We start from the raw sequence: 2,233 nt of genomic DNA, 5'->3' as shown, positions 1-2,233 counted from the left end.
CTTCGGAGTTGAATCCGCCGCTTGAGCACACGGGACAGCCGGCGGGCGTGGCTTGCCACTGCCGGCCATATCCAAGTCGCGGGTGGATCAAGTTCGGGGTATATAGCAGCCCACTCCTCGGCACGTTTTTGTGAATTTGCAGAGATAAACGATCCTGAGGGGCTCACGCCAACTAAATGAAGATAGACCCAGACAATACCCCAGCCCTCATGCGCAAAACGATGCTTGAAGCCACCACGCTTGGACGGATTAAGAGTGATCCGCTTTCGTGTCAACCGCCCACCCGTGTCGGGATAGTAAATTGCGAAGTGTGCGCCACCACATGGTTTCCTACGCTGATGCGCCACATAAGCGCAAAAACTGGCCGCCGAGGTGAAAGTACGTGGCTCGGTCTCAAACTCGGAGTAAGCCTCCACGACCATAGGGTTCCCTTTGGCGAAGACGGCATTAGCCAACGCGGTGACCGCAGCATCAGATATTGGCTCAAACATTCCCGTCGTGGTCTAACGCCTAGTTAAACCAGCGCCGCGAAGCGGCGTCGGCTTGGATGAATTGTTAGACCGCTTCCGCTTCCAGAATCGAGATCCCCGCTTGTGTATTGATTTCACGCCTGAACGCGAAGCCTGACTTCCTGAGCAACTGCGTATATTCGTCCAGTGTGCGTTGCCGTCCGCCGAGCAGCACCAGCATGTGAATATCCAGCATCTTCGCCCAGTCGGGGCCAGGTGCCTCAGAAACCATCGTCTCCAGCAGGAGGAGCTTTGCGGAAGTAGGGGCGGCATGGCGAATCGCTTTCAAGATGGCTAGTGCCTTCTCGTCATCCCAGTCGTGGATGATGTCCATAGCCGTGTAAGCATCGCACCTTGGCAATTCATCATGGAAGAAATCGCCGGGTTGCAGCTTAATACGGGAGGACGCAGCACCCGCCGCTTCCTCGACGACTTGAGGAAGGTCGAACAGCACACCACTTGTTTGCGGTGACGAGTCGATAATTGCCTGAAGCAAATGACCGCGGCCTCCGCCGATGTCAGCGATGGTGTGAAAGCCAGAAAAGTCATAGCTGGCGATGATTCCGGCGATCTGACCATGCGCCTTTGCCTCCATCGCTTCGTTGAAGACGCGGCCCTCCTGCGGATGCGTTGCGAAGTAGTTCCAGTATCCGTCCGGCAAGATCTTTTCGGTCGTCGGATGGCCAGTTTTTACGGAATGCCCCATGGCCTCGTATATGGTCCAGTTGATTGGAAGCCCGATCATGCGTGCGAATGCCCGCATCGACTGCGGATGGTCGGACCGCAGCAAACGCGACGCCGGTGAGTGTTGGAACGTATCTCCTTTCGCATCGAATATTCCGTGCGCCGCCAACAGGCGCAGGACACGGCAGAGCGCATCAGGATCAGCGCCGAGATCCTTGGCGAGTTCCTGTGCGGTTCGTGGCACGGCGTCTACAAAATCCGCAACGCCCAGGTCAGCGACCACGTGCAAACATCGCGATACGCAATACCCGCCGGCGATCTGTTGCAGGGCGTCGAATGGGGTGTGCTCAGCCATGTTGCCTCCCACGCATGCTCGCGAATGGTCTAACGCTGGAGTTAAGCGGCGCACGGCCTTTCGCGCGTCCGCCTGGACGAGTTGCTATGCCTACGAAAACCAGCCACGCAAAGTCTCCTTTGCTTTTTGAACGTGCTCGTCTTTGATGTGTGCTGCTGTCGCTGCCACTGCGGCGACAAGCACACCAAGGTCATCCGCGTAGCCAACTACCGGCGTAATGTCGGGAATGGCATCTATGGGCGAGATGAAGTACCCGAGTGAGGCGAAGATGGTGGTTTTTGCCCAAACGGGGGTGTCGGAGTCCAAGGCCGCATAGTACATCTTGAGCGCTGGTTCTAGGACACGCTCGCCAGCAGTGGACGCATACTTCTTGACTTTGTCCCAAAAGCTCGCGTCTGAGTAAGCTGATACGAATTCATCGCTTGACATGTTTCAGTTCCCCTTGTGGTGGTAAAGGCATAACGTTTGAGTTACTAAGCGGCGGCGAAGCCCGCTTGGACGAATTGTTAGCACCCTAGCCGAGATGCGAACTCATTGACGGCATGGGCGCAAGCTTGTGGCACAGCTTGGAGCAACAAATGAGGCCCTGCAATGTCTACAGTGGTGCAGTGCGCGATGGCCGCGCCAATTTGCCTGCAAGCACGCCGCGAAAGCAGCCTGTCTTTTGGGAACGTCTGAACAAGTC

3 protein-coding genes are annotated in these 2,233 nt (G+C 56.6%); all 3 read right to left on the bottom strand.

Annotated elements, in window-relative coordinates:
- Positions 1 to 491: hypothetical protein (locus UUA_RS20135; RefSeq protein WP_238533059.1), on the bottom strand; the 491-nt coding region annotated here is incomplete at its 3' end.
- Between the two features lie 64 nt (positions 492 to 555).
- Positions 556 to 1,548 carry a methyltransferase gene (locus tag UUA_RS18175; RefSeq protein WP_081491605.1) on the bottom strand — a complete coding sequence of 331 codons (993 nt, stop codon included), beginning with the start codon at positions 1,546 to 1,548 and terminating at the stop codon, positions 556 to 558.
- 90 nt (positions 1,549 to 1,638) lie between these two features.
- Positions 1,639 to 1,977, bottom strand: a complete 339-nt coding sequence (locus UUA_RS18170; RefSeq protein ID WP_008439647.1) for a YkvA family protein — start codon at positions 1,975 to 1,977, stop codon at positions 1,639 to 1,641.
- Between the last annotated feature and the right edge of the window lie 256 nt (positions 1,978 to 2,233).

This window comes from Rhodanobacter thiooxydans LCS2 (assembly GCF_000264375.1).
Classification (GTDB): domain Bacteria; phylum Pseudomonadota; class Gammaproteobacteria; order Xanthomonadales; family Rhodanobacteraceae; genus Rhodanobacter; species Rhodanobacter thiooxydans.
The sequence above is the reverse complement of the archived record's forward strand: the minus strand, read 5'-3'. Positions and strand labels throughout refer to the sequence as shown.

Bases quoted from the DNA above. Each gene is read 5' to 3' on its own strand.
- UUA_RS18175 (WP_081491605.1), bottom strand. From the start codon at position 1,548: ATGGCTGAGCACACCCCATTCGACGCCCTGCAACAGATCGCCGGCGGG.
- UUA_RS18170 (WP_008439647.1), bottom strand. From the start codon at position 1,977: ATGTCAAGCGATGAATTCGTATCAGCTTACTCAGACGCGAGCTTTTGG.